The 20759-nt window shown below is 71.2% G+C and carries 17 protein-coding genes; 12 read left to right on the top strand and 5 right to left on the bottom strand.

Translation table 11 applies throughout. The annotated features are described in order from the left end of the window. The first annotated feature begins 85 nt into the window (after window positions 1–85). The 8 genes from ACIRP2_RS15455 to ACIRP2_RS15420 all read left to right on the top strand — a co-directional run bounded on the left by ACIRP2_RS15455 (window position 86) and on the right by ACIRP2_RS15420 (window position 10997). Complete coding sequence (locus tag ACIRP2_RS15455; protein WP_404250387.1) at window positions 86–631, top strand: DUF6099 family protein; 546 nt, start codon at window positions 86–88, stop codon at window positions 629–631. Window positions 632–771: 140 nt separating this feature from the next. Next, on the top strand, window positions 772–1695 hold the full coding sequence (locus ACIRP2_RS15450; RefSeq protein ID WP_404250385.1) for an LLM class F420-dependent oxidoreductase: 924 nt from the start codon (window positions 772–774) through the stop codon (window positions 1693–1695). Window positions 1696–1773: 78 nt separating this feature from the next. Continuing rightward, complete coding sequence (gene mmuM / locus ACIRP2_RS15445; protein ID WP_404250382.1) at window positions 1774–2739, top strand: homocysteine S-methyltransferase; 966 nt, start codon at window positions 1774–1776, stop codon at window positions 2737–2739. 52 nt (window positions 2740–2791) lie between these two features. Next, window positions 2792–4327, top strand: coding sequence for a 3' terminal RNA ribose 2'-O-methyltransferase Hen1 (locus ACIRP2_RS15440; protein ID WP_404250380.1), 1536 nt, complete (start codon window positions 2792–2794; stop codon window positions 4325–4327). After that, the gene (locus ACIRP2_RS15435; RefSeq protein ID WP_404250378.1) at window positions 4324–6897 is read left to right on the top strand and encodes a polynucleotide kinase-phosphatase; all 2574 of its coding nucleotides are present in this window, start codon (window positions 4324–4326) and stop codon (window positions 6895–6897) included. The genes ACIRP2_RS15440 and ACIRP2_RS15435 overlap by 4 nt, the downstream gene beginning before the upstream one ends. A gap of 92 nt (window positions 6898–6989) precedes the next feature. Further along, window positions 6990–8225 (top strand): arginine deiminase, encoded by a 1236-nt coding sequence (locus tag ACIRP2_RS15430; RefSeq protein WP_404250376.1) that lies wholly within the window; start codon window positions 6990–6992, stop codon window positions 8223–8225. Window positions 8226–8337: 112 nt separating this feature from the next. Beyond that, window positions 8338–9354: an ornithine carbamoyltransferase gene (gene argF, locus ACIRP2_RS15425; RefSeq protein WP_404250374.1), complete on the top strand. Its 1017-nt coding sequence runs from the start codon at window positions 8338–8340 to the stop codon at window positions 9352–9354. A 155-nt stretch (window positions 9355–9509) separates the two neighbouring features. Further along, window positions 9510–10997: an amino acid permease gene (locus ACIRP2_RS15420; protein WP_404250372.1), complete on the top strand. Its 1488-nt coding sequence runs from the start codon at window positions 9510–9512 to the stop codon at window positions 10995–10997. Here the strand turns inward: ACIRP2_RS15420 and ACIRP2_RS15415 are convergent. After that, window positions 10988–11419, bottom strand: coding sequence for an ATP-binding protein (locus ACIRP2_RS15415; protein WP_404250370.1), 432 nt, complete (start codon window positions 11417–11419; stop codon window positions 10988–10990). The genes ACIRP2_RS15420 and ACIRP2_RS15415 overlap by 10 nt on opposite strands. 226 nt (window positions 11420–11645) lie before the next feature. Between ACIRP2_RS15415 and ACIRP2_RS15410 the strand changes: the two genes are divergently transcribed. Both ACIRP2_RS15410 and ACIRP2_RS15405 read left to right on the top strand, forming a co-directional pair. Beyond that, the gene (locus ACIRP2_RS15410) at window positions 11646–12473 is read left to right on the top strand and encodes an enoyl-CoA hydratase family protein (protein ID WP_404250368.1); all 828 of its coding nucleotides are present in this window, start codon (window positions 11646–11648) and stop codon (window positions 12471–12473) included. 4 nt (window positions 12474–12477) lie between these two features. Continuing rightward, the gene (locus ACIRP2_RS15405) at window positions 12478–14835 is read left to right on the top strand and encodes a bifunctional salicylyl-CoA 5-hydroxylase/oxidoreductase (RefSeq protein WP_404250366.1); all 2358 of its coding nucleotides are present in this window, start codon (window positions 12478–12480) and stop codon (window positions 14833–14835) included. Here the strand turns inward: ACIRP2_RS15405 and ACIRP2_RS15400 are convergent. Next, window positions 14822–15658, bottom strand: a complete 837-nt coding sequence (locus ACIRP2_RS15400) for a GNAT family N-acetyltransferase (RefSeq protein WP_404250364.1) — start codon at window positions 15656–15658, stop codon at window positions 14822–14824. The genes ACIRP2_RS15405 and ACIRP2_RS15400 overlap by 14 nt on opposite strands. A gap of 48 nt (window positions 15659–15706) precedes the next feature. Continuing rightward, complete coding sequence (locus tag ACIRP2_RS15395; RefSeq protein ID WP_404250362.1) at window positions 15707–17308, bottom strand: AMP-binding protein; 1602 nt, start codon at window positions 17306–17308, stop codon at window positions 15707–15709. Window positions 17309–17427: 119 nt separating this feature from the next. Here ACIRP2_RS15395 and ACIRP2_RS15390 point away from each other — a divergent pair, with 119 nt between their 5' ends. Continuing rightward, entirely contained in the window at window positions 17428–18555 is a 1128-nt protein-coding gene (locus ACIRP2_RS15390) for an acyl-CoA dehydrogenase family protein (protein WP_404250360.1), read from the top strand. Further along, on the top strand, window positions 18552–18953 hold the full coding sequence (locus ACIRP2_RS15385; protein ID WP_376209933.1) for a RidA family protein: 402 nt from the start codon (window positions 18552–18554) through the stop codon (window positions 18951–18953). The genes ACIRP2_RS15390 and ACIRP2_RS15385 overlap by 4 nt, the downstream gene beginning before the upstream one ends. A 52-nt stretch (window positions 18954–19005) precedes the next feature. On the opposite strand, the gene ACIRP2_RS15380 is transcribed toward ACIRP2_RS15385, so the two are convergent. Both ACIRP2_RS15380 and ACIRP2_RS15375 read right to left on the bottom strand, forming a co-directional pair. Next, window positions 19006–20139: an FAD-dependent monooxygenase gene (locus tag ACIRP2_RS15380; protein WP_404250358.1), complete on the bottom strand. Its 1134-nt coding sequence runs from the start codon at window positions 20137–20139 to the stop codon at window positions 19006–19008. Window positions 20140–20183: 44 nt separating this feature from the next. Continuing rightward, window positions 20184–20753 carry a GTP-binding protein gene (locus ACIRP2_RS15375; RefSeq protein ID WP_404250356.1) on the bottom strand — a complete coding sequence of 190 codons (570 nt, stop codon included), beginning with the start codon at window positions 20751–20753 and terminating at the stop codon, window positions 20184–20186. Between the last annotated feature and the right edge of the window lie 6 nt (window positions 20754–20759).

The raw sequence follows: 20759 nt of genomic DNA, 5'->3' as shown, positions 1-20759 counted from the left end.
GAATTCCCCTGGCTTTTCGGTGCCGACGCCCTCACTGTGGGTAATGAATGAGTTGAGCGGCTTTTCGTACGGACGGGGGTAACGCATGGAAGCGGAGCGGCTTGTAGGGGTCAGTCGGCGCGCTCTGGCGCAGAGCCGGGGCACGCCGGACATCATCGCGGAGGCATGGCAGGCCCAGGCGCTCGCTCAGGCGATCGGCAGTCGACTGGCGGCCGACGGGCCCAAGGAGTTACGGGGCGAGGCACGCGGACTCAGCGAGATCGGCGGGAGGTGCGGTGGTGCGCTGGACCACCCGGCGGCGCGGGCCGGGGTGGCGCGGGCCGCGCAGCTCTCCGAGCTCGTCGAGCCGCGGGCGACGCTGACGGGGCTGGGCGCGCTGCTCGGGGAAGTGGGGATGGCACTGGTCGGGGTGGCCTGCGAGACCGACGAGCAGGGGCTGTACTGGCAGTGCATGGAGGCGATCGACGCCGCCGACGAGTCCATGGACCGGGTGCACGGAATGCTCCGTCGTCTCGACGAGCAGGACCGGGAACGGCAGCAGGATCTGGAGCGCGGCGGGGGGCGCGACGGCCCGTACGTCCCGTACGGCACGATCCGTGGACCGGCAGGCTCGGCGGCGGGCCAGGCGTGACGGCGGGGACTGCGGGAGCGGCGACGGCAGGGGCGAGAACGTCTCGGGCCGGAGTGGCGTGACCGTGCGGGACTTCCACGGTGGCGGCGGGCGAGAGTCAGGAGAGGAGCGACCGGCGTTCGGAGGTGCAGGATGGAGGCATGGATCTTCGAATCTTCACCGAGCCCCAGCAAGGGGCCGACTACGACACCCTGCTCACCGTCGCCAAGGCGACCGAGGACCTCGGCTTCGACGCCTTCTACCGGTCCGACCACTACCTCCGCATGGGGCCCGGGGACGGGCTGCCGGGCCCGACCGACGCATGGATCACTCTCGCCGGGCTGGCGCGCGAGACCAAGCGGATCCGGCTCGGCACGCTGATGACCGCGGGGACCTTCCGGCTCCCCGGCGTGCTCGCCATCCAGGTCGCGCAGGTCGACCGGATGTCCGGCGGGCGTGTCGAGCTCGGCCTCGGCGCGGGCTGGTTCGAGGAGGAGCACAAGGCCTACGGCATTCCGTTCCCCAAGGAGAAGTTCGGCAGGCTGGAGGAGCAGCTGGAGATCATCACCGGGCTGTGGGCGACCGGGATCGGCAAGACGTTCAGCTTCGACGGCACGTACTACCAGCTGACCGATTCTCCCGCGCTGCCCAAGCCGGCGCAGGCCAAGGTGCCGGTCCTGATCGGCGGCCACGGTGCGACCCGTACACCACGGCTGGCGGCCCGGTACGCGGACGAGTTCAACATCCCGTTCGCGTCGCTGGAGGACAGCGAGAAGCAGTTCGGCCGGGTCAGGGAGGCGGCCGAGGCGGCCGGCCGCGGACCGGACGACCTGGTGTACTCCAACGCCCTGGTGGTCTGCGTGGGCAGGAACGACGCCGAGGTGGCGCGCCGGGCCTCCGCCATCGGCCGTGAAGTGGCGGAACTGAAGGCGAACGGCCTCGCGGGCTCGCCCGCCGAGGTGGTCGACAAGATCGGCCGCTACGGCGCGATCGGGTCGTCCCGGATCTACCTCCAGGTCCTGGATCTGGACGACCTGGAACACCTGGAGCTGATCTCCTCGCAGGTCCAGTCCCAGCTCACCTGAGCCGGTGGGCCGGGAGACCGGCCACCGCACGTCGCACACACGAGCCGGTTCGGGACCCGGCTCAGGAGGGAGCCGACCATGCAGCCCGGCCCGCCGGCCGACGGCCCGCCCGCCCGTGCCCTCGACCGTGCCCTGTCCGAGGGGGTGGTGCTGCTCGACGGCGGCCTCTCCAACCAGTTGGAGGCACAGGGCTGCGATCTGTCCGACGCCCTGTGGTCGGCCCGGCTGCTGGTCGACGGACCGGAGCAGATCGAGGCGGCTCACAGGGCCTATGTGCGGGCGGGCGCACAGGTGCTCATCACGGCCGGCTACCAGGCGAGCTTCGAGGGATTCGAGCGGAGGGGGATCGGGCGTGCCGCAGCCGCGGAACTGTTCGCCCGCAGTGTGCGGCTGGCGAGGCGGGCCGCAGGCGGGGCGGGGCGGGAGGTCTGGGTCGCCGCCTCGGTGGGTCCCTACGGGGCGGTGCTGGCGGACGGCAGCGAATACCGGGGCCGCTACGGGCTCTCCGTCCGGGAACTGGAGCGGTTCCACCGGCCCAGGGTCGAGGCACTGGCCGCAGCCGGGCCCGATGTGCTGGCGCTGGAGACGGTGCCGGACATCGACGAGGCCGAGGCGTTGCTGCGGGCCGTCGAAGGGTGCGGGCTGCCCGTCTGGCTCTCGTACAGCGTGTCGGGGGACCGGACCAGGGCGGGGCAGCCGCTGGAGACGGCTTTCGCCGTCGCCTCGGGACACGACGATGTGCTGGCCGTCGGGGTGAACTGCTGTGACCCGGCGGATGCGGACCGGGCGGTGCGGCAGGCGGCGGAGGTGGTGGGGAAGCCGGTCGTCGTCTATCCGAACAGCGGCGAACGGTGGGATGCCGGGGGGCGGAGGTGGGCCGGAGACCCGACGTTCGATCCCGGGAGAGTACGGGCCTGGGAGCACGCCGGCGCCCGGCTGGTGGGCGGCTGCTGCCGGGTCGGCCCGGAGACCGTCGCGGAGCTGGCCGGGCTGCTCGGCGAAGCGACGGAGGGCGACGGGAGAGGAGGGACAACCGGGCCGTAGACACGCGAAAATACCTGGTGGGGGGCGAGTGGACCGGACCATACTCGGACGTGTGTTCCTGACGATCAGTACCACCGGCAATCCGGAGCGTCCCGCGACCGACCTCGGCTTCCTGCTGCACAAGCACCCCGAGAAGGCGCAGACGTTCTCCACCTCCCACGGCACCGCGCATGTCTTCTATCCCGAGGCGTCCGCCGAGCGCTGCACCGCGGCGCTCCTGCTGGAGGTGGATCCCGTGGCACTGGTGCGGCGCGGCAAGGGCAAGGGCAGGGGCGGCGCACCCGACGCGGCCCTCGCGCAGTACGTCAACGATCGCCCGTACGCGGCTTCCTCGCTGCTTTCCGTGGCGATGAGCGCCGTCTTCAAGTCCGCGTTGAACGGTGTGTGCCGCGCACGGCCCGAACGTGCGCAGGCGCCGCTTCCGCTGCGGATCGAGGTACCCGCACTGCCGGCGCGCGGCGGAGCGGAACTGGTGCGCAAGCTCTTCGCGCCGCTGGGCTGGACGAGCGTGGACGCCGTGGCCGTGCCGCTGGACGAGCGGTTCCCGGAGTGGGGGGACTCACGGTACGTACGGCTCGTTCTGGAAGGCGAGTTGCGACTGGCGGACGCGTTGCGGCAGCTGTACGTCCTGCTGCCGGTGCTCGACGACGCCAAGCACTACTGGGTCGCTCCGGACGAGGTCGACAAGCTGCTGCGGGCCGGTGAGGGCTGGCTGGCCGCCCACCCCGAGCAGAAGCTGATCACCAGCCGCTATCTGTCCCGGCGCTGGGGACTGACCCGGCAGGCGATGCAGCGGCTCGAACTGGTGCGGCTCGCCGAGTCGGACGACCTCGACGTCGAGAGCATCGACAACGCCGTGGACGAGACGACCGACACCGAGGAGAGGCCACTGCCGCTCGCCGAGCAGCGGCGCGCCGCGATCCTCGACGCGCTGCGTGCCGCCGACGCGAACCGGGTCCTCGACCTGGGCTGCGGCCAGGGCCAGTTGGTGCAGGCACTGCTCAAGGACGTGGGCTTCACACAGATCGTGGGCGTCGATGTCTCCATGCGCGCGCTCACCATCGCCTCGCGGCGGCTGAAGCTGGACCGGATGGGGGAGCGGCAGGCCGGACGGGTCACGCTTCGGCAGGGCTCGCTCACCTACACCGACAAGCGGCTCAAGGGGTACGACGCCGCCGTGCTCAGTGAGGTCATCGAACATCTCGACCTGCCGAGACTGCCCGCGCTGGAGTACGCCGTGTTCGGTTCGGCCCGGCCGGGGACGGTGCTCGTGACGACGCCGAACGTCGAGTACAACGTGCGCTGGGAGAGCCTTCCGGCCGGGCATGTCCGCCACGGCGACCATCGGTTCGAGTGGACCAGGGCCGAGTTCCGGGCCTGGGCCCGGAAGGTGGCGCAGCGACACGGGTACGGGGTCGAATTCGTCCCCGTGGGGCCCGACGACCCCGAGGTGGGGCCGCCCACACAGATGGCTGTGTTCACGATGACCGCAGCCGACGGGTCCCCGACCCGCAGCAGGGACGGGTCCGGGAACCCGACCACGAACGAGTCCGTGAACGAGACCGGGAAGGAGGCGAAAGCCGCATGACCAGTACGTCGCGCAAACTGCCGGTGACCGACCTCTCCCTCGTGGTCCTCATCGGGGCCAGCGGCTCCGGCAAGTCCACGTTCGCCCGTGCGCACTTCAAGCCCACGGAGATCATCTCCTCGGACTTCTGCCGCGGCCTCGTCGCCGACGACGAGAACGACCAGGGCGCCAGCCGTGACGCCTTCGACGTCCTGCACTACATCGCCGGCAAGCGGCTCGCCGCCGGGCGGCTGACCGTCGTGGACGCGACCAGCGTCCAGTCCGAGAGCCGCAGGCAGCTCGTCCAGCTGGCCCGGAGCCACGACGTGCTGCCGATCGCGATCGTCCTCGACCTGCCCGAGGAGGTCTGTGCCGCGCGCAACGCGACCCGACCCGACCGCGCCGGCATGCCGCGCCACGTCATCCAGCGCCACCGTCGCGAACTGCGGCGCTCGCTGCGCGGTCTGGAGCGCGAGGGCTTCCGCAAGGTGCACATCCTGCGGAGCGAGGAGGAGGTGGAGCACGCCGAAGTGGTGCTGGAGCGCCGCTACAACGACCTCCGCCACCTCACCGGCCCGTTCGACATCATCGGCGACGTCCACGGCTGCAGCTCCGAGCTGGAAGCCCTGCTCGGCAAGCTCGGCTACGTCGACGGCGCGCACCCCGAGGAGCGTACGGCGGTCTTCGTCGGCGACCTCGTGGACCGCGGCCCCGACAGTCCCGGGGTACTGCGCCGCGTCATGTCCATGGTGTCGGCGGGCAACGCCCTGTGCGTACCGGGCAACCACGAGAACAAGCTCGGGCGCTACCTCAAGGGCCGCAAGGTCCAGCACACCCATGGACTCGCAGAGACGATCGAGCAGTTGGACCGGGAGGACGAGAGGGACCCCGCCTTCCGCGAGCGGGTGCGGGAGTTCATCGACGGGCTCGTCAGCCACTACGTCCTCGACGGGGGAGGACTCGTCGTCTGCCACGCCGGACTGCCCGAGAAGTACCACGGGCGCACCTCCGGGCGGGTCCGTTCGCACGCGCTGTACGGGGACACCACCGGCGAGACCGACGAGTTCGGACTGCCTGTGCGCTACCCGTGGGCCGAGGAGTACCGCGGCCGTGCGGCCGTGGTCTACGGTCACACCCCGGTCCCCAGCACCTCCTGGCTCAACAACACCATCTGTCTGGACACCGGTGTGGTCTTCGGCGGGAAGATGACCGCGCTGCGCTGGCCGGAGCGCGAGCTCGTCGACGTACCCGCCGAGCGGGTCTGGTACGAGCCGGTCAAGCCGCTCCACCAGGAGGCACCCGGTGGCAGGGAGGGCCGGCCGCTGGACATCGCGGACGTGCACGGCCGCCGGATCGTGGAGACCCGGCACATGGGCCGTGTCTCGGTCCGTGAGGAGAACGCCGCGGCGGCGCTCGAAGTCATGAGCCGGTTCGCCGTCGACCCGCGGCTGCTGGGCTACCTCCCGCCGACCATGGCGCCCACCGCCACCTCGCACGAGGACGGCTATCTGGAGCACCCGGCCGAGGCCTTCGCCCAGTACCGGGCGGACGGAGTGACCGAGGTCGTGTGCGAGGAGAAGCACATGGGCTCGCGCGCGGTGGCGCTGGTCTGCCGGGACGCGGACGCCGCCCGCGAGCGGTTCGGGGTGGGGGACACCTCCGACCCCTCGGGAGGTGCGGGCGGTCCGACCGGGGCGCTGTACACCCGCACCGGTCGGCCGTTCCTCGACGACGCCGCACTCACCGAGGTGATCCTCGACCGGCTGCGCACCGCCGTCACCGCCGCCGGACTCTGGGAGGAGTGGGACACCGACTGGGTCCTGCTCGACGCCGAGCTGATGCCGTGGTCCCTCAAGGCGGCCGGGCTGCTGCGCTCGCAGTACGCCGCGGTGGGCGCGGCATCCGGAGCCGTCTTCCCGGCGGCCGGCGCGGCCCTCGCGGCAGCGGCGGCCCGCGGCGTGGACGTGGGCGCTCTCGCGGACCGGCAGCGGGACCGGGCCGCGGACGCGGCCGCCTTCACCGAGGCCTACCGCCGCTACTGCTGGAGCACCCGGGATCTGGACGGGGTGCGACTCGCGCCGTTCCAGGTCCTCGCCGTGCGAGGCCGCTCGCTGGCCGCCGTCCCGCACGACGAGCAGCTGGCCTGGCTCGACCGGCTGGTCGAGCACGATCCGACCGGGCTGCTCCAGGTCACCCGTCGGCTCGTCGTCGACACCGGTGACGAGGCATCGGTGCGTTCCGGTGTCGACTGGTGGCTGGAGATGACCGGACGCGGCGGCGAAGGCATGGTGGTCAAGCCGCTCGCCGCGCTCGTACGGGACGACAAGGGCAGGCTGGTCCAGCCGGGCATCAAGGTGCGCGGCCGGGAGTACCTGCGGATCATCTACGGCCCCGAGTACACCCGTCCGGAGAATCTGGAGCGGCTGCGCGGCCGGTTCCTCGGCCACAAGCGGTCCTTGGCGCTCCGGGAGTACGCGCTGGGGCTCGAAGCCCTGGACCGGCTGGCCGACGGGGAGCCGCTGTGGCGGGTCCACGAGGCGGTGTTCGCGGTGCTGGCCCTGGAGTCGGAGCCGGTCGACCCGCGGTTGTAGACCGTGGCGCCGGCGGGGGCTCGGTGCGATCATCGGGAAACCCGCTGGCGATTCGCCGGGTGAACGGCGCTCCGCGCGGTGAGGATGGAGTCATGGGATTCCATGTCGACTCCGAGGCCGGGCGGCTGCGCCGCGTCATCGTGCACCGCCCCGATCTGGAACTGAAGCGGCTCACCCCCGGAAACAAGGACGCGCTCCTGTTCGACGACGTGCTCTGGGTGCGCCGTGCCCGCCAGGAACACGACGGCTTCGCGGACGTGCTGCGCGACCGAGGCGTGGAGGTGCACCTCTTCGGTGATCTGCTCCGCGAGTCGCTGGAGATCCCCGTGGCCAGACGGCTCGTTCTGGACCGGGTCTTCGAGGAGAAGGAGTACGGCCCGCTCGCCACGGAGCATCTGCGGGCCGCCTTCGAGGAGTTGCCCAGCGGGGAACTGGCCGAGGCGCTGGTCGGCGGGATGACCAAGCGGGAGTTCCTGGAACGGCACAGTGAGCCGACCTCCGTCCGCTTCCATGTCATGGACCTGGACGACTTCCTGCTGGATCCGCTGCCGAACCATCTCTTCACCCGGGACACCTCGGCCTGGATATACGACGGCGTGTCCATCAACGCGATGCGCTGGCCGGCCCGCCAGCGCGAGACCGTCCACTTCGAGGCGATCTACCGCCACCACCCCCTCTTCACCGGCCCCGACGCGGGCGCCTTCCACCACTGGTCGGAGGGGCAGGACGACTACCCCTCCACCATCGAGGGCGGCGACGTCCTGGTCATCGGCCGGGGCGCGGTGCTCATCGGGATGAGCGAGCGCACCACCCCGCAGGCGGTGGAGATGCTGGCCCGCGGACTGTTCGACGCCGGATCGGCGCACACGATCGTGGCGCTCGACATGCCCAAGCGCCGGGCGTTCATGCATCTCGACACGGTCATGACCATGATCGACGGTGACACCTTCACCCAGTACGCCGGCCTGGGCATGCTCCGTTCGTACACCATCGAGCCCGGTGACGGGCCGAGGGACCTGAAGGTCACCGACCATCGGCCCGAGCACATGCACCACGCGATCGCGCACGCCCTGGGACTGGACTCCATCCGGGTTCTGACCGCCACGCAGGACGTGCACTCGGCCCAGCGCGAGCAGTGGGACGACGGCTGCAACGTGCTGGCGGTCGAGCCGGGTGTCGTCGTCGCGTACGAGCGCAACGCCACCACCAACACCTATCTGCGCAAAGAGGGCATCGAGGTCATCGAGATCCCCGGCAGCGAGCTCGGTCGTGGCCGGGGCGGCCCCCGCTGCATGAGCTGCCCCGTGGTGCGCGACCCGGTCCGGTGACCGGGACACATGAGCCCGCGCAGGGGGAAGGCTTCGTATAGCGATGCAGGGTGTCGTATAGACTTCCAGGGTTACCGTACGTGCGATCCTCGCCCTACCCAGGAGCAGTCCCATGGCCATAGACCTCGCAGGCCGCCACTTCCTCAAGGAGCTGGACTTCACGGCCGAGGAGTTCCGCGGCCTGATCGACCTCGCGGCCGAACTCAAGGCCGCGAAGAAGTCGGGGACCGAAGTGCAGCGGCTGCGCGGCAGGAACATCGCGCTGATCTTCGAGAAGACCTCGACCCGCACCCGCTGCGCCTTCGAGGTGGCCGCGGCCGACCAGGGTGCCTCCACGACCTGCCTCGACCCCTCCGGCTCGCAGATGGGACACAAGGAGTCGGTGAAGGACACCGCTCGTGTCCTCGGCCGGATGTTCGACGGTATCGAGTACCGCGGCGACAGCCAGGCGGCCGTCGAGGAGCTGGCGGCCCACGGCGGCGTCCCGGTCTTCAACGGGCTCACCGACGACTGGCACCCGACCCAGATGCTCGCCGACGTCCTCACCATGACCGAGCACAGCGAGAAGCCGCTGGAGCGGATCGCCTTCGCCTACCTCGGCGATGCCCGCTTCAACATGGGCAACTCCTACCTGGTCACGGGCGCACTGCTGGGTATGGACGTGCGGATCGTCGCACCGAAGGCGTACTGGCCGGCCGAGGAGGTCGTCACCGAGGCCCGTCGGCTGGCCGACGCGAGCGGAGCGACCGTCACGCTCACCGAGGACATCACCGAAGGTGTGCGGGGTGCGGACTTCGTCGCCACGGACGTCTGGGTCTCGATGGGGGAACCCAAGGAGGTCTGGGGTGAGCGCATCGAGGCCCTCGCGCCGTACGCCGTGACCATGGACGTCCTGCGCGCCACCGGCAACGACGACGTGAAGTTCCTGCACTGCCTCCCGGCCTTCCACGACCTCGGCACCGAGGTCGGGCGGGCGATCGAGGCCGCCCACGGGCTGACGGAGCTGGAAGTCACCGACGAGGTCTTCGAGTCCGCGCACTCGGTCGTCTTCGACGAGGCGGAGAACCGGATGCACACGATCAAGGCCGTTCTGGTGGCGACCCTGGCCACTGGGGCGACCGCGGGCTGAGCACTGCATGATCATGCATCTGATTGGGTGAACATGCATCGAGGCGACTAATATGTCGCCTCTCGGTGGGGTTCGGGCTCGCACGCTCGAACCCCGTTTTCGTGTGCGTCACCGGCGCCCCGAGTCCCCCACGGGCCCTGGGCGCGCCCCCCCACATGCTCCACCAGAGAAGAGACCGTCCCGTGAGTCCGCTACGCCCATCGAGCCCCCCACGCCCGTCCGGCCCGCGCATCAAGAACCCCCACCAGCTGATCGCCGAGTCCGGCGCCGACCTGGAGGGGCATGGCCTCAAGCGCACCATGGGACTCTTCCAGCTGGTGTGCTTCGGTGTCGGCGCCGTCGTCGGCACCGGCATCTTCGTCGGCCTCTCCGACAGCGTCGCCGAGGCGGGCCCCGCCGTCGTGCTGTCCTTCGTGCTCGCCGCGGTCACCTGCATCTTCACCGCGCTCTCCTTCGCCGAGCTGGGCAGCGCGATCCCGGTGTCCGGCAGCTCGTACTCCTTCGCCTACGCGACGCTCGGTGAGCGCGTCGCGTTTCTCGTCGGCTGGTGTCTGCTGCTGGAGTACGGCGTCTCGGTCTCCGCGGTCGCCGTCGGCTGGAGCCAGTACGTCAACGAGTTGCTGAACAGCCTCTTCGGCTTCCAGCTGCCCGTCGCCCTCTCGGCCGGCCCCGGCGACGGCGGGTTGATCAACCTGCCCGCCGTCGTGGTGGTCATGATGGCGGCGACCCTGCTGGTACGCGGCGTCCGGGAGAGCGCGGGGGCCACCGCCGCGATGGCGGTTCTCAAGATCACCATTCTGATGCTGTTCTGCGGCATCGCCTTCACCGCCTTCGAGCACGGGAACCTCACACCGTTCGTCGCCCACGGAGCGGGCGGTGTCACTGCCGGTGCCTCGCTGGCGTTCTTCTCGTACATCGGCTTCGACGCCATCACCACCGCGGGCGAGGAGGTCAAGAACCCGCGACGGAACATCCCGATCGCGATCATGGTCTGCATCGGCCTGGTCACCCTGCTCTACTGCGCCGTCGCGCTCGCGGCCATCGGCGCCATCGGCCCGGGGGCCGTCGCCGACAAGCCGGCCGCGCTCTCCATCGTCGTGGACCAGGTGACCGGCTCGACCGTCGGCGGCGGGATCATCGCCTTCGGCGCGGTCGTCGCGATCGCGTCCGTCGTGCTCGCGGTGATGTACGGCCAGACCCGCATCCTGATGTCGATGAGCCGCGACGGTCTGATCCCGCGGGTCTTCGAGCGGGTCTCGCCGCGGACGGCGACCCCCGTCGCCAACACCTGGATCGTGGCGGTCGTCTTCGCGGTCCCGGCGGCCTTCTCGTCGCTCGACGTGGTGGTGAACCTGACGACCATCGGCACGCTCGCCACCATGGTCGCGGTGAACATCGCGGTGATCGTGCTGCGCCGCCGCAACCCGGAGATCAGGGGCTCGTTCCGGGCGCCGCTCCATCCACTGGGCCCGCTCCTGGGCGTCGGCTTCTGCCTCTATCTGATGTACGGGACGGGCTGGACGACCTGGGTGCAGTTCGCCGTCTTCCTCGTCCTCGGCGCCGCGGTGTACGCACGCTACGGACGCAGCCGCTCCCGGCTGGCCGCCGCGGGGGCGGGCCGGGACGGGGCCGGTCAGCTCTGAGGCGTGCGGGACGGCAGGGTGAACCACACCGCCTTGCCCTGATCCGTCGTGCGGTGGCCGCAGGACGAGCTGAGGGTACGGATCAGCAGCAGACCCCGGCCGTGCTCCTGCCAGGGGTCCGGCACGCTGCCCGGCTCCGGGTGGGAGAGATCGCCCGGCGGGGCCGGGTCGCGGTCGTGCACCTCCACCTGGCAGCCGGTCGGCAGCAGTTCCACCACCAGCTCGATGGGCTCGTCGCTGCGGGTGTGTTCCACCGCGTTGGCGACCAGCTCGGCGGTGAGGAGTTCGGCGGTGTCCGAATCCGCGGGTGCTTCGATGTCCGCCAGCGCCGTGCGGATCAGGGCGCGGGCCACCGGTACGGCCGCCGTCGTGTGCGGTAGCGCGATCCGCCAGGAGGCGGGAAGGGGGACATCGGTGGACACAGCATGGTTTCCGTTCCGGAGATCGTCGGCTTTCTGGAAGGCAGTACTTCCAGGATTCAACCTTACGAAGTGCAACAACAGAGACAAGGGTCTGTCGACCGGTGCGAAGGGGACGTTCGGCATACGCTCTCACGCTCCACCTATTGCGTGCTCGTGACGGAAGTCACGTACGAGTGATAAGTTCGGCTGCAGGTAGCAGCCCGACGGCTGAAGGGGAGTCCCCTCCATGAGCCCGTTTCCCAGCTCCGCCCCCCATACGGATGACTGGCGTCACCTGCGGCTGACGACGGACGACGGAGTAGCCACCGTCACCCTCGCCAGGCCGGAGAAACTCAACGCGCTCACTTTCGGCGCCTACGCCGACCTGCGCGACCTGCTTGCCGAACTGTCCCGCGAACGTTCCGTGCGCGCGCTGGTGCTCGCGGGGCAGGGCCGCGGATTCTGCTCCGGCGGAGATGTCGACGACATCATCGGCGCGACACTCGCCATGGACACCGCCCAGCTCCTGGATTTCAACCGCATGACCGGGCAGGTGGTCCGGGCCCTTCGTGAATCCCCCTTCCCCGTCATCGCCGCCGTACACGGCGTGGCCGCGGGCGCGGGTGCGGTTCTCGCACTGGCGGCCGACTTCCGGATCGCCGATCCGTCCGCCCGCTTCGCCTTCCTCTTCACCAAGGTCGGCCTCTCCGGCGGCGACATGGGCGCCGCCTACCTGCTGCCGCGCGTCGTCGGCCTCGGTCATGCCACCCGGCTGCTGATGCTCGGCGAACCGGTCCGCGCCCCCGAAGCGGAACGGATCGGCCTGATCAGCGAGCTGACCGAGGAAGGCCGGGCCGACGCAACGGCGGCAGCGCTCGCCCGCCGCCTGGCCGACGGACCGGCCCTCGCCCTCGCCCAGACCAAGGCGCTGCTCACCGCCGAACTCGACATGCCACTCGCCGCCGCGGTCGAAATGGACGCCGCGACCCAGGCCCTGCTGATGCACGGCGACGACTACGCCGAATTCCACGCCGCCTTCACCGAGAAGCGGCCACCGAAGTGGCAAGGCCGGTAACGCGATGCCGCCCGACATCAGCGTCACCGGCTTTGGACCGACCGCCGCGACGGCGCCGGGCGCGCATCCCTCCGGCACGAAGCCGACCGGCGTGAAACGGATCGCGGTCATCGGCGGCGGACCCGGCGGGCTCTACGCCGCCGCCCTGCTCAAGCGGCTCGATCCGGAACGCGACATCACCGTCTGGGAGCGCAACGCACCCGAGGACACCTTCGGTTTCGGTGTGGTCCTCTCCGACGAGACCCTCGGCGGCATCGAACACGCCGACCCCGTCGTGTACCGGGCGCTCCAGGACGAATTCGTACGGTGGGACGACATCGACATCGTCCACCGCGGCGTGACCCAGACCTCCGGCGGCCACGGCTTCGCGGCCCTGGGCAGGCGCCGGCTCCTGGAGATCCTGCACGAACGCTGCGAATCCCTCGGCGTGCGGCTCCGCTTCCGCACCGAGGCCCCGCCGGCCGCGGAACTGGCCGACGCGTACGACCTGGTGATCGCCGCCGACGGAGTGCACAGCCTCACCCGCGCCGCGCACGCCGAGACCTTCGGCCCCCGGCTCGCCACCCACCGCTGCCGTTACATCTGGCTCGCCGCCGACTTCGCCCTCGACGCCTTCCGCTTCGAGATCGCCGAGACCGCGTACGGAGTGATGCAGCTCCACGGCTACCCCTTCTCGGCCGACGCCTCCACGGTCATCGTCGAGATGCGGGAGGAGGTCTGGCGCGCCGCCGGACTCGACACCCGCGATGTGGAGCACTCGACGCTGCGCTGCGCCAAGATCTTCACCGAGGCGCTCGGCGGCCGCCCATTGCGCTCCAACAACTCCTCCTGGCTCACCTTCCGTACCGTCGTCAACGCCCGCTGGTCGCACGGCAACACGGTCCTGATCGGTGACGCCGCCCACACCGCGCACTTCTCCATCGGCTCCGGCACCAAACTCGCGGTCGAGGACGCCCTCGCGCTCGCCGCCTGCATCGAGGAGCAGCCCGACCTGCCGAGCGCGCTGTCCGCCTACGAGACCGAGCGACGACCCGTCGTCGAATCGACCCAGCGGGCCGCCGCGGCCAGCCTGCGCTGGTTCGAGGAGCTCGGCACCTACGTCGACCAGCCGCCCCGCCAGTTCGCCTTCAACCTCCTCACCCGCAGCCGGCGTGTCACCCACGAGAACCTGCGGCTGCGCGATGCCTCCTTCACCGCAGCGGTCGAGGAGGAGTTCGGCTGCGCCCCCGGCACCCCGCCGATGTTCACCCCGCTGCGGCTGCGCGGCCTCGAACTCCGCAACCGCGTCGTCGTCTCGGCCATGGACATGTACTCGGCCGTCGACGGCGTCCCCGGCGACTTCCACCTCGTCCACCTGGGCGCACGCGCACTCGGCGGTGCCGGGCTGGTCATGACGGAGATGGTCTGCGTCAGCGCCGAGGGCCGCATCACCCCCGGCTGCACCGGGCTCTACACCCCCGAACAGGCCGCCGCCTGGGCCCGGATCACCGATTTCGTCCATGCGAGCGCCCCCGGCACGGCCATCGGCGTCCAACTCGGCCACTCCGGACGCAAGGGCTCCACGAAACTCATGTGGGAGGGCATCGACCAGCCCCTCGACCACGGCAACTGGCCGCTCGCCGCCGCCTCCCCGATCCCGTACGCAGAAGGCGTCAACCAGGTCCCGCACGCCCTGGACCGGGCCGGACTCGACGCGGTACGCGAACAGTTCGCGGCGGCGGCCCGGCGCGCCGACCGCTGCGGCTTCGACCTCCTGGAACTCCACTGCGCCCACGGCTATCTGCTGTCCGGCTTCCTCTCGCCCCTCACCAACCACCGCACCGACGAGTACGGCGGGTCGCTGGGCAACCGGCTCCGCTTCCCCCTGGAAGTCTTCGACGCGGTCCGCGCCGACTGGCCCGACGACCGCCCCATGACCGTCCGCATCTCCGCCACGGACTGGGCCGAGGGCGGTACCACCGCCGAGGACGCCGTCGAGATCGCCCGCGCCTTCGTCGCCCACGGGGCCGACGCCATCGACGTCTCCACCGGTCAGGTCGTCCCCGACGAGCGCCCCGAGTACGGCCGCTCCTACCAGACCCCGTACGCGGACCGCATCCGCAACACGTTGTGCGTGCCCGTCGTCGCCGTCGGGGCGATCTCCTCCTGGGACGACGTCAATTCACTGCTGCTCGCGGGCCGGGCCGACCTCTGCGCCCTGGCCCGTCCCCATCTCTACGACCCGCACTGGACACTGCACGCGGCGGCCGAGCAGGGCTACGAAGGACCGGGTGCGCCCTGGCCGCTTCCGTACCGCGCGGGCAGCCGCACTCCGCCGACGGGCCGCACGGACGCACCGAAACCCCGGCTCACCCTGGGGTGACGGGCTCCTGCGCCGCAGTGATCAGCAGCCGGTCCGAGACCGGCCGGTAGCCGATGCGCCGGTACACGCCGTTGCTGGTCGGGTTCGCAAGGTCGGTGAAGAGCAGCACCTCCTGCGCGTCGGCCTCCCGCGCCGCCCGGCTGATATCCGCCGTCACCGCGGCCGCGTAACCTCGGCCGCGGTGCTCGGCCGGTGTGTAGACCGGGGCGATCCGCACCGTGCCCGCGATGCGCGGGGAGACCCCCGCCATCGACACCGGGACGCCGCCGTCCTCCCAGAGCGTCAGCCCGCCCGAGGCCGTACGGCCGTCCACCATCCGTTCGACACGGCCGCCGGACTGGCCGACCTCGTCGGCGAAGGCGTGATGCCAGCGCAGCAGCAGCTCCCGGTCGGCGGCGACGGCGGTCCTGGGCCGCCCCGAGGGGGCGGGGGAGGGCGGGACCAGCGTCCCCAGACGGTAGAGCCGCTGCTCCTGGTCGACCCGGTGGCCGGGCCAGTCGGCGGCCAGCGCCTCGGCGGCGGCCCGGTCCGCGTTGATCCGGGTCAGGGGCAGTGCGGCGGCCAGCGGACCGACCGCCTCCGGGGCGACGGTTCCCAGCAGCGGCGGATGCGGCGGGGTCCGCACCAGCGTGCCGGCGACCTCGCCGTCCGCACCGCGCCACCAGCCCAGCAGCGGCGCGCGGTCACCGTAGGCGTGCGGCCCGTCGCGCCGCAGCGTCGCGGTGACGGTCAGCACCAGGGTGTTCTCGACGGGCCGGGCGGCCAGCGAGGCGCCGGCCGCGGCGAGAAAGACATCGACGTCCTCGGTGAAGGTCCAGGTCATGGTTCATCCTGCCGGGTGCGCGGGGAGCGCGGCACCCGCATTTCCGGTTCAGCCGTCCCGCAGCCGGAAGCGCTGCAGTTTGCCGGTCGCGGTCCGGGGGAGCGAGGGCAGGAACTCGATGACGCGCGGGCACTTGTGGGGGGCCAGCCGGGTCTTCATGTACGTGCGCAGCTCGTCGGCCGACAGCACCGTGCCCTCGCGCAGCACCACGTACGCCGCCACGATCTGCCCGCGCAGTTCGTCCGCCCGGCCCACCACCGCGGCCTCGGCCACCGACGGGTGGTGCAGCAGGGCGTCCTCGACCTCGGGGCCCGCGATGTTGTAGCCGGAGGAGATGATCATGTCGTCGGCGCGGGCGACATAGCGGAAGTAGCCGTCCGCGTCCCGTACATAGGTGTCACCGGTGAGATTCCAGCCGTGCGCCACGTAGTCGTGCTGGCGCTCGTCGGCGAGGTAGCGGCAGCCGACCGGACCGCGCACGGCGAGGAGTCCGGGCTCCCCGTCCGGCACCTGCCTGCCCTCGCGGTCCAGCACCCGGGCCTGCCAGCCGGGCACGGGGACCCCGGTGGTGCCGGGGCGGATCGCGTCGTCGGCGGCGGAGATGAAGATGTGCAGCAGTTCGGTGGCGCCGATGCCGTTGATGATGCGCAGCCCCGTCCGCTCGTACCAGGACCGCCAGGTGGCGGCCGGGAGGTTCTCGCCGGCCGAGACACAGCGCCGCAGCGCCGTCAGATCGTGCGCGTCGACGTGGTCGAGCATCACGCGGTAGGCGGTCGGCGCGGTGAACAGCACCGAGACGCGATGGGCGGCGAGCGCGGGCAGCAGCTGCGTCGGGCCGGACTGTTCGAGCAGCAGGGCGCTGGCACCGGCACGCAGCGGGAAGACCACCAGACCGCCGAGCCCGAAGGTGAAGCCGAGCGGCGGACTGCCGGCGAACACGTCCTCGGGCGTGGGGCGCAGCACATGGCGCGAGAACGTGTCGGCGATGGCGAGCACATCCCGGTGGAAGTGCATGCAGCCCTTGGGGCGCCCGGTGGTGCCCGAGGTGAAGGCGATCAGCGCCACATCCTCCGCCGCAGTGTCCACGGCGCGGTACGGACCCGTCCTGGCCTTCGCCAGGCTCAGCAGATCCTCCGGCGCGTCACCTCCGTACGCCGTGATCCGCAGCCCCGGAACCTCCGCCTTCACCAGGTCGTCGACCGACCGGACGTCGCACAGTGCGTGGCTCACCCGGGCGATCGAGCAGATGGTGGCGAGCTCGGCGGACCGCTGCCGGTCCAGCACCGTGACGGCGATCGCGCCCGCCTTCAGCACCGCGAGCCAGCAGGCTGCCAGGCGCGGTGTGGTGGGGCCGCGCAGCAGCACGCGGTTGCCCGGGACGACGCCCAGATCGGAGGTGAGGACATGGGCGATCCGGTCCACCCGGTCCCGCAGCTCCCCGTAGCTCCAGACTCCGCCGTCCGGGGTACGGAAGGCGGGGCGGTCGGGGCCGAGACGGTCGACCGTGCGGTCCAGCAGCTCCACCGCGCAGTTCAGACGGTCCGGGTAGCGCAGTTCGGGAAGGTCGAAGAGCAGTTCCGGCCACTGGTCCGGGGGTGGCAGGTGCTCCCTGGCAAAGGTGTCGAGGTGCGCTGAGGTCTTCGGGTCCATGACGGATCGCCCCCTTGTCGCCTCTGGAGCGTATCGTTTGGGTGACGGTAGTCAACGGTTCGCGATAGGACGAGGCGCGCCGCGCGGGTGCCTCGAACACCGACAAGAGAGGCGCCGGTATGACGGCATTCTCGCTCGATCCGGCACAGACGGCCTGGTGTGAGGAGTTGAGGGACCTTGCCGAACGGCAACTGCGCCCCCTCGCCGGGAAGGGCGATCCGGGACACGTCAATCGTCCCCTGATCGCGGCCCTCGGTGAGACGGGCCTCCTCGACCGGATGCTGAACTCCGGCGCCCTCGGCCTCTGTCTGCTCCGCGAGTCCCTGGCCCGCGGCTGCACGGAGGCCGAGACCGCGCTCGCCCTCCAGGGACTCGGCACCCACCCCGTGGTCCGCGCGGGTACCCCGGCCCATCGCGAACGCTGGCTCCCCGAGGTGCGGGCCGGCCGCGCCGTCGCCGCCTTCGCGCTCAGCGAACCGGGCGCCGGCTCCGACGCGGCGGCGCTCGCCCTGAACGCCGAACCCGCCCCCGACGGATGGCGGCTGACCGGCGAGAAATGCTGGATCTCCAACGCGCCGGAGGCCGACTTCTACACCGTCTTCGCCCGTACGACCCCGGGTGCCGGCTCCCGCGGCGTCACCGCGTTCCTGGTCCCCGCCGACCGTCCCGGGCTGACCGGCACCGCCATCGACATGCTCTCGCCGCACCCCATCGGGGCCCTGGAGTTCGACGGTGTCCCGGTCACGCCCGACGATGTGCTCGGGGTACCGGACCGGGGGTTCCGGGTCGCCATGGACACCCTCAATCTCTTCCGTCCCAGCGTCGGCGCCTTCGCCGTCGGCATGGCCCGCGCCGCCCTTGATGCCACCGTGGTGCACACCGCCGGACGCACCGCGTTCGGCGGCCCGCTGAAGGACCTTCAGGCCGTCTCCCACCAGGTCGCCGAGATGGCCACCCGCACCGAGGCCGCCCGGCTGCTGGTGTACGCGGCCGCCGCGGCCTACGACGCGGGCGAGTCCGGCGTACCGCGGCGTGCGGCCATGGCGAAGCTGTACGCCACCGAGACCGCGCAGTACGTCGTCGACACCGCCGTCCAGCTGCACGGCGCCCGTGCCCTGCGCCGCGGCCACCTGCTGGAGCACCTCTACCGGGAGGTCCGCGCCCCACGGATCTACGAGGGCGCCAGCGAGGTACAGCGCACGATCATCGCCAAGGAGCTGTACGCGAACCAGGAGGCGTCCGCATGAGTCCGGTCCACCGGATCAACCCCGCCGAACTCTCACCGCCCACGGGCTTCTCGCACGCCGTCACGGCCACCGGAGGCCAACTGGTCTTCCTGGCCGGACAGACCGCCCTCGACCCGGACGGCAAGGTCGTCGGCGACGGACTGCCCGAGCAGTTCGCGACGGCGCTCACCAATCTGATCACCGCCCTGCGTGCGGCGGGCGGCGCCCCGGCGGACCTGGTCCGGGTCACCGTGTACGCCACCGACGTGGCCGACTACCGGACCCGGGCCGGTGAACTGGGCCGGATCTGGCGGCGGCTGGCGGGCCGCGACTATCCGGCGATGGCGGTCATCGGAGTGGTGAGGCTCTGGGACGAGCAGGCACTGGTCGAGATCGACGGGGTGGCGGTACTGCCGTGAACGCGCGGGACGGGCCGGTACGCCGTGCCCGGCCCGTCCCGCTCCGCGCGCATCAGTAGGGCTTCACCAGTACATGCGCCGCGCCCGGAATGCCGACCTTCAGCAGTTCGTCCTCCTCGGGCGTGGTCTCGATGCCCGTCTCCTGCTTGAGCACCGCACGCGACATGGCCTGCACCCACATGGCCCGGGGGCGGCGGCGGGCCTCCCACGCTGCGAGGGCCTCGGGCACGTCCGCCTCGGCGTCCAGCGACTCGGCGAGCACCAGCGCGTCCTCGACGGCCATCGCCGCCCCCTGCGCGATGTGCGGCGTGGACGCGTGCGCCGCGTCGCCGGCCAGTACGACCCGGCCCACGTGCCACGGCTCCTCGACCGTCACCTGGGAGATCCGCGAGTAGACCACCGCGGCCGGGTCGGTGACGGTGGCGAGTGCCTCGGCGACCGGCCCGGAGAACATCGCCAGCCGCTCCGTGAGCTGCTCATGGGCCCGCTCCGGGTCCGGCCGGAAGTCCTCCTGCTCCGCGAACACCGCGCCCAGGTACATCAGTTCCTCGGTGATCGGGGTGAGCAACGCCTTGGCGTCCTTGCCCGCGGTGCCCATCACGACCCCCCGCACCCGGGACTGCCGGGGCACCGTCACCCGCCAGTTGGCGAAGCCGGTGTACTCGGGGGTGTAGCGGTCCCCGTACAGGCGGGTGCGCAGCGGCGAACCGATGCCGTCGAAGCCGACAACCAGGTCCCAGCGGCCGGTGGAGCCGTCGGAGAGGGCGACGTCCACCCCCGAGCCGTCGTCGGCCAGTTCGGTGAGGGTGGTCCCGAAGCGGATCACGGCCCCGGCTGCGACGGCGGCGTCGTTCAGCAGCCGGGCCAGGGCGGGGCGCGGGATGCCGTTGTTGGAGGGGGCGTCGCCCATGCGGGGCTGCGGTATCTCGGCGAGTGTGGTGCCGGCCGGGTCGGCGATGGTCAGGATCTCCCACTCGAAGCCTGCCTTCAGACAGTCGTCGAGGACCCCGATCTCCCGCATGACATGGAGGGCGTTGGACGGCTGGATGATGCCGACGCCGAGCGCCTCCAGCTCGTCGCGGAGCTCGGCGACCTCGACGGTGTGGCCGCGCCGGGCCAGCGCGGTGGCGAGCGTGAGCCCGCCGATGCCACCGCCGTGAATCAGGACGCGCAGAGGTGATGCCATCTCAGATCTCTCCAGAACGAGCAGGGTTGAGGGAGTGCGAGGGGTCAGCCGGCCGCTACGGGCAGGCTCATCAGGTGGTCCACCAGGGCCAGCAGCACGTCCCGGCCGAACGGCCGCTCGCGGACGTCGCCGATCAGCAGCGGCACATGGGGATCGAGGTCGAGAGCGGCCCTGATCTCCTGTGGCGTACGGGTGTTGTGGCCGTGGAAGCAGTTGATCGCGACCACGAACGGGATGTCCCGGCTCTCGTAGAAGTCGATCGAGGCGAAGCTCGTCTCCAGCCTGCGCGTGTCGGCGATCACGACGCCGCCGAGCGCCCCGTTGACGAGGTCGTTCCACATGAACCAGAAGCGTTCCTGGCCGGGGGTGCCGAAGAGGTAGACCACCAGCTCCGGACTGACCGTGATCCGGCCGAAGTCCAGGGCCACGGTGGTCGTGTCCTTCTGGCCGACACCGGCCAGGTCGTCGACACCGACGCTGGCCTGGGTCAGATACTCCTCGGTGCGCAGCGGGGTGACTTCGCTGACCGCGCCCACCAGGGTGGTCTTGCCGACGCCGAAACCTCCGGCGACGAGGATCTTGACGGCGGCGGGAGCCGCCTGACTGCTTGTCATCTTGGT

The sequence above is a fragment of the Streptomyces sp. NPDC101194 genome (assembly GCF_044767885.1).
Lineage (GTDB): Bacteria > Actinomycetota > Actinomycetes > Streptomycetales > Streptomycetaceae > Streptomyces.
The sequence above is the reverse complement of the archived record's forward strand: the minus strand, read 5'-3'. Positions and strand labels throughout refer to the sequence as shown.

Bases quoted from the DNA above. Each gene is read 5' to 3' on its own strand.
- ACIRP2_RS15430 (WP_404250376.1), top strand. From the start codon at position 6,990: ATGGGATTCCATGTCGACTCCGAGGCCGGGCGGCTGCGCCGCGTCATC.
- ACIRP2_RS15435 (WP_404250378.1), top strand. From the start codon at position 4,324: ATGACCAGTACGTCGCGCAAACTGCCGGTGACCGACCTCTCCCTCGTG.
- ACIRP2_RS15400 (WP_404250364.1), bottom strand. From the start codon at position 15,658: ATGACCTGGACCTTCACCGAGGACGTCGATGTCTTTCTCGCCGCGGCC.
- ACIRP2_RS15405 (WP_404250366.1), top strand. From the start codon at position 12,478: ATGCCGCCCGACATCAGCGTCACCGGCTTTGGACCGACCGCCGCGACG.
- ACIRP2_RS15410 (WP_404250368.1), top strand. From the start codon at position 11,646: ATGAGCCCGTTTCCCAGCTCCGCCCCCCATACGGATGACTGGCGTCAC.
- ACIRP2_RS15390 (WP_404250360.1), top strand. From the start codon at position 17,428: ATGACGGCATTCTCGCTCGATCCGGCACAGACGGCCTGGTGTGAGGAG.
- ACIRP2_RS15450 (WP_404250385.1), top strand. From the start codon at position 772: ATGGATCTTCGAATCTTCACCGAGCCCCAGCAAGGGGCCGACTACGAC.
- ACIRP2_RS15380 (WP_404250358.1), bottom strand. From the start codon at position 20,139: ATGGCATCACCTCTGCGCGTCCTGATTCACGGCGGTGGCATCGGCGGG.
- ACIRP2_RS15420 (WP_404250372.1), top strand. From the start codon at position 9,510: ATGCTCCACCAGAGAAGAGACCGTCCCGTGAGTCCGCTACGCCCATCG.
- argF (WP_404250374.1), top strand. From the start codon at position 8,338: ATGGCCATAGACCTCGCAGGCCGCCACTTCCTCAAGGAGCTGGACTTC.
- ACIRP2_RS15455 (WP_404250387.1), top strand. From the start codon at position 86: ATGGAAGCGGAGCGGCTTGTAGGGGTCAGTCGGCGCGCTCTGGCGCAG.
- mmuM (WP_404250382.1), top strand. From the start codon at position 1,774: ATGCAGCCCGGCCCGCCGGCCGACGGCCCGCCCGCCCGTGCCCTCGAC.
- ACIRP2_RS15395 (WP_404250362.1), bottom strand. From the start codon at position 17,308: ATGGACCCGAAGACCTCAGCGCACCTCGACACCTTTGCCAGGGAGCAC.
- ACIRP2_RS15385 (WP_376209933.1), top strand. From the start codon at position 18,552: ATGAGTCCGGTCCACCGGATCAACCCCGCCGAACTCTCACCGCCCACG.
- ACIRP2_RS15375 (WP_404250356.1), bottom strand. From the start codon at position 20,753: ATGACAAGCAGTCAGGCGGCTCCCGCCGCCGTCAAGATCCTCGTCGCC.